This is a genomic window from Streptomyces sp. NPDC091209 (genome assembly GCF_044757755.1).
Classification (GTDB): domain Bacteria; phylum Actinomycetota; class Actinomycetes; order Streptomycetales; family Streptomycetaceae; genus Streptomyces.
The window spans coordinates 624,194-628,593 of sequence record NZ_JBIVVR010000003.1 but is presented as its reverse complement, the minus strand read 5'-3'; the positions used below and the strand labels follow the sequence as shown (position 1 = coordinate 628,593).

Sequence of the window (4,400 nt, the reverse complement as noted above, 5' to 3'; positions counted from 1 at the left end):
GGGGGGCCGGGCCGGGGGGCTTCCCCCTGGGGGGGGGGCGTGGGGGGGGGGGGGGGCCCCGGGGGGGGCCCGGGGGGGGGGCCCCGCGTACCAGCCCGGGGGCCCCCCGACGCCGTACGACGAGCGGGTGGTGTCAGTGGTCGGCCGGCGACTGCGACGGTCCGCCGGGAGTCGCCTTGGGGTCCGGGCCCTTGGCCGCCTCCGCCTCGCTGTAGATGTCCGGCTCCAGGTAGATCACCCGGGCGATCGGGACGGCGGCGCGGATGCGGGACTCGGCGGCGTTGATCGCGGTGGCGACCTGGGCGGCCGTGTCGTCGTGCTGGACGGCGATCTTCGCGGCGACGAGCAGTTCCTCGGGGCCGAGGTGGAGCGTGCGCATGTGGATGATGCCGGTGACGGTGTCGCCGTCGACCATCGCCGCCTCGATCTTCGCGGTGTCCTCCGGGCCCGCCGACTCGCCCAGCAGGAGCGACTTGGTCTCGGCGGCGAGCACCAGCGCGATCAGGATGAGCAGGACACCGATACAGACCGTGCCGATGCCGTCCCAGACGCCGTTGTCGGTGAGCAGCGCGAGGCCGACGCCGCAGAGCGCGAGGACCAGACCGATGAGCGCGCCGAAGTCCTCAAGAAGGACGACGGGCAGCTCGGGGGCCTTGGCGCGGCGGATGAACTGGGACCAGGAGTGCGAGCCGCGCAGCTCGTTGGACTCCTTGATGGCCGTGCGGAAGGAGAAGCCCTCGGCGATGATCGCGAACAGCAGGACGCCGACCGGCCAGTACCAGTGCTCGATCTGGTGCGGGTGCTTGATCTTCTCGTAGCCCTCGTAGACGGCGAACATGCCGCCGACCGAGAACAAGACGATCGAGACGAGGAAGGCGTAGATGTAGCGCTCGCGGCCGTAGCCGAAGGGGTGCTGCGGGGTCGCCTCGCGCTGGGCCTTCTTGCCGCCGATCAGGAGAAGTGCCTGGTTGCCGGAGTCGGCGAGCGAGTGAACGCCCTCGGCGAGCATCGAGGAGGAGCCGCTGAAGGCGAACGCCACGAACTTCGATACCGCGATCGCGAGGTTGGCGCCGAGTGCCGCCACGATCGCTTTGGTGCCGCCTGAAGCGCTCATCTGCTCCTGCTGTCCCTTCGTACGCCGTCCGGACCCCGTTCGTACCCTCGTACCCCCGGTCCGGGCTTTGCCCGCCCTTTGCGGTGGGCCATTCTTGCAGCCCGGTCCGTCGGCGACGCGCCTCAGGTGGGTGCGGTCGTCCCGTCAGGCGACCACTGTCGCACGGAAGATCGTGCCGGACCCGGACACTTCGGCCTTTTCGCCGGCCGGTACGAAGACCGAAGCGCCGGGGGTCAGTTCGATGCCGTCGGCGCGCACGGAACCCGAGGTGCAGAGCAGGATCTGCGGGGTCGCACGGGTGAGGTCGCGCGGGTCCGCGCCCTCGGCGACGACGTACCGGGAGAGGCGGAACTCGTCGATGGGGGTCGCGTAGACCTCTTCGCCGTCGGGGGACGCCTCCGGGCGCAGGACACCGGGGTCGCCCGCCTCGAAGCGGACCACGCGCAGGAGTTCGGGGACGTCGACGTGCTTGGGGGTCAGACCGCAGCGCAGGACGTTGTCGCTGTTGGCCATGATCTCGACGCCGAGGCCGTTCAGATACGCGTGCGGGATGCCCGCGCCGAGGAACAGGGCCTCACCGGGCTGGAGTTGAACGTAGTTGAGGAGCATCGCGGCGATGACTCCGGGGTCACCCGGGTAGTGGTGGGCGAGGCCGGCGTACGGGGCGTAGGCGCCGCCGAGGCGGGCGCAGGCGGCCGTGGTCTCGGTGACCGTGCGCGCCATGTCGTCGGGGTCGGCGCTCAGCACCGCGGTGAGGACCTCGCGCAGCGCGGCCTCCTGAGGGTGGGCGCGCAGCAGGTCGACGTACGGCTTGAGGGAGTCGACGTCGAGGGCGGCGAGGAGTTCGGCGGCCTCCTCGGGGGCGCGGAAGCCGCACAGGCCGTCGAACTCGGTGAGGGCGCAGATGAGTTCGGGCTTGTGGTTGGCGTCCTTGTAGTTGCGGTGCGGGGCGTCGATCGGGACACCGCGGCGCTCCTCGTCCTCGTAACCCTCCCGCGCCTGTTCGAGGTCGGGGTGCACCTGGAGGGAGAGCGGGGCGCCGGCGGCGAGGAGCTTCAGGAGGAACGGCAGACGGGGGCCGAACCTGGCGACGGCGGCGCGGCCGAGTTCCTTCTCAGGGTCCTCGGCGACGACCTCGTTGAGCGGACCGCGCCCGGTGCGCGAGGGGGCGCCCGGATGGGCGCCCATCCACATCTCCGCCTGCGGTTCGCCGGTCGGCTCCACGCCGAGCAGCCGCGGGATGGCGGTGGTCGAACCCCAGGCGTAGGGGCGGACGGTGTTGTCGAGGCGGTCCATCGCTGTCTTCTCCATACGTGCGCTGCTCGGCCCGCTCCGTGCGGGCGCTGTCCGGGAAGCGCCGTGTCAGGGGCGCCGGTCGCGGGGTCCGGCGGCGGGCGCCGGAAGCGAGTTCCCGCCCAAGATCAGGCCCCCGAAGCGAGCGCCAGGTAAACGGCGGCGAAATCCGTGATGGCGATCAGCTCGGCGAGCGTTTCCAGTTCGCCGCCCTCCTCGGGTTCGAGTTCGCTGATCGCGGTGTCGTGGCTGAGGGCGAGTTCGCGGGCGGCGGGTGCGGCGCTGATCCCGCCGATCGGACGGTCGCGGAGCAGCACCACGCGCGCGTGCAGGGCCTGTTGCTCCTCGACGCGGTCCCGGAAGAAGTCGTCGGGGTCCGCGCCGGCGGCGAGCGCGCCCGCGAGCAGCACGCTGTGCGAGGCGAGGGCCTCGGGGAGTTCGGCCGTGAGCGCGGGGCGGCCGGCGAGTTCGGCGAGCGCGGCGGTGAACCGGCGGCCGGCCGGGCCCGCAGAGGTGCCCTCCGTCCAGATCACCGGGAGCGCCTCGGCCAGTTCGACGGCGAGCGTCTTCGCGGGATTGCTGTACGCGGCGATGGCGGGCCCGCAGCGCTCGGCGACGCGGTCGAGGCGGTCGGCGACCTTCTGCAGGGCTTCCGGCGGGGCCGAGACCAGGCCCGTGCGGTCGAGGAGGACGAGCAGCGGGGTGAGCAGCGCCCAGAGCACGCCGGGGGCCGAGGCCGCGAGGGGTTCGTCCTGGTCGTAGGGGGCGGTCGCCATCGGTACGAAGAGGCCGTGACTGCCTTCCACCCACTCGGCGAGGGGCGAGCCGGCGGGGGCCACGGCGGCGACGGTGCTGCCGCGCCGGTAGGCCTGCTCGATGAGCAGTTCCAGGCCGGGTTCGCTGCCGTCGGGGGTGGCGATCAGCAGGAGGTCGACGGGGCCCGCCCAGCCGGGCAGGTCCCAGCGCAGGGCGCCCCCGGCGGGAGCGACGCCCGTGGGGCTGAGCCGGGTGAGGGGGCAGCTCGCTCCGGCGAGGGTGCCGAGCAGTTCGGCGACGCCGGTGGCGGCCATGCCGGGGCCCGCGATCAGGACGCCGCGCGGACGGCCGTCCGGCTTGAGCTCGGGGATGCCGGCCTCGTTGGCGTGCCGGACCGCGGTGCGCACCCGGGCGCCGGCCTCGGCGGCGCCGCGGAGCAGTGCCCGCCGGTCGGCCCGGGTGAGCGCGTCGGGATCGTCGAGGAGCGATTCGTCGAGCATGGGGTCGGTAGCCTCCGATCGCCGGGGGGGCGCTTGCGCGTGGGCCACCGGGGTCGCTTGCACGGGGTCGCTCGCGGGAGGTGCCGAGCGGCGCTGGGTCGGACCGGATGCCGGCCGGGTGTGCGCCGGTCGCCGATCGGGACGGCCGCGTCGCCGTTGTCCGTGCGGGCGGCGCTGTCGCCTGTCGTCGGGTGTCGTGGCTTGCCTTCGGGCTCGCTGCCGCGCCGTCGGCGCGCCCGCGGGCGGGGACGGCGCCGCTGTCGCCTCGCGTGCGGCGGTCGCGGCGCCGCTGTCCGCGAGGCGGCCGTGTCGGTTACGCGGGGCGGCGGGCCTCGTCGACCAGGAGTACGGGGATGCCGTCGCGGACCGGGTAGGCGAGGCCGCAGTCCGCTCCCGTGCAGATCAGCTCGGTCTCCTGCTCCTTGAGCGGGGCATGGCAGGCCGGGCAGGCGAGGATCTCCAGGAGGCCGGCTTCGAGCGGCATGGGGTGTCCTTCCGAAACGGTGGATGCGGCCTGGTCAGGGTACCGCTGTGGGAAGCCGGGTGCCGGGGCGCGGCCACGGTTCGTGAGGCGCGCGGAGCGGCTGCACGGGCCTCTGAGGCTCGTCCCCGCGTCCGTCCCCGTGACCGCGTCTCTCTCCCCCGGCCGGCCGCCGACGGGCGGGAACCCGCGGGGCGCCGTGCCCGCGGGGCGCCGTGCCCGCGGGGCGCCGTGCCCGCGGGGCGCCGTGCCCGCA

The 4,400-nt window shown here is 74.1% G+C and carries 4 protein-coding genes; all 4 read right to left on the bottom strand.

The features are described 5' to 3' along the window. Positions 1–133: 133 nt before the first annotated feature. A complete protein-coding gene (locus tag ACIQRL_RS12915) occupies positions 134–1,114 on the bottom strand; it encodes a cation diffusion facilitator family transporter (protein ID WP_401330767.1) in 981 nt (326 codons plus the stop codon). Between the two features lie 144 nt (positions 1,115–1,258). Beyond that, positions 1,259–2,410 (bottom strand): mannose-6-phosphate isomerase, class I, encoded by a 1,152-nt coding sequence (gene manA / locus ACIQRL_RS12910; protein ID WP_401330863.1) that lies wholly within the window; start codon positions 2,408–2,410, stop codon positions 1,259–1,261. A 125-nt stretch (positions 2,411–2,535) separates the two neighbouring features. Beyond that, a complete protein-coding gene (locus tag ACIQRL_RS12905; RefSeq protein ID WP_401330765.1) occupies positions 2,536–3,663 on the bottom strand; it encodes an SIS domain-containing protein in 1,128 nt (375 codons plus the stop codon). Between the two features lie 313 nt (positions 3,664–3,976). Next, positions 3,977–4,147: a Trm112 family protein gene (locus ACIQRL_RS12900; protein WP_078943765.1), complete on the bottom strand. Its 171-nt coding sequence runs from the start codon at positions 4,145–4,147 to the stop codon at positions 3,977–3,979. Positions 4,148–4,400: the final 253 nt, after the last annotated feature.

What these genes read in the sequence shown, in the direction of transcription:
- ACIQRL_RS12905 (WP_401330765.1), bottom strand. Translation starts at nt 3,663, where the DNA reads ATGCTCGACGAATCGCTCCTCGACGATCCCGACGCGCTCACCCGGGCC.
- ACIQRL_RS12915 (WP_401330767.1), bottom strand. Translation starts at nt 1,114, where the DNA reads ATGAGCGCTTCAGGCGGCACCAAAGCGATCGTGGCGGCACTCGGCGCC.
- ACIQRL_RS12900 (WP_078943765.1), bottom strand. Translation starts at nt 4,147, where the DNA reads ATGCCGCTCGAAGCCGGCCTCCTGGAGATCCTCGCCTGCCCGGCCTGC.
- manA (WP_401330863.1), bottom strand. Translation starts at nt 2,410, where the DNA reads ATGGACCGCCTCGACAACACCGTCCGCCCCTACGCCTGGGGTTCGACC.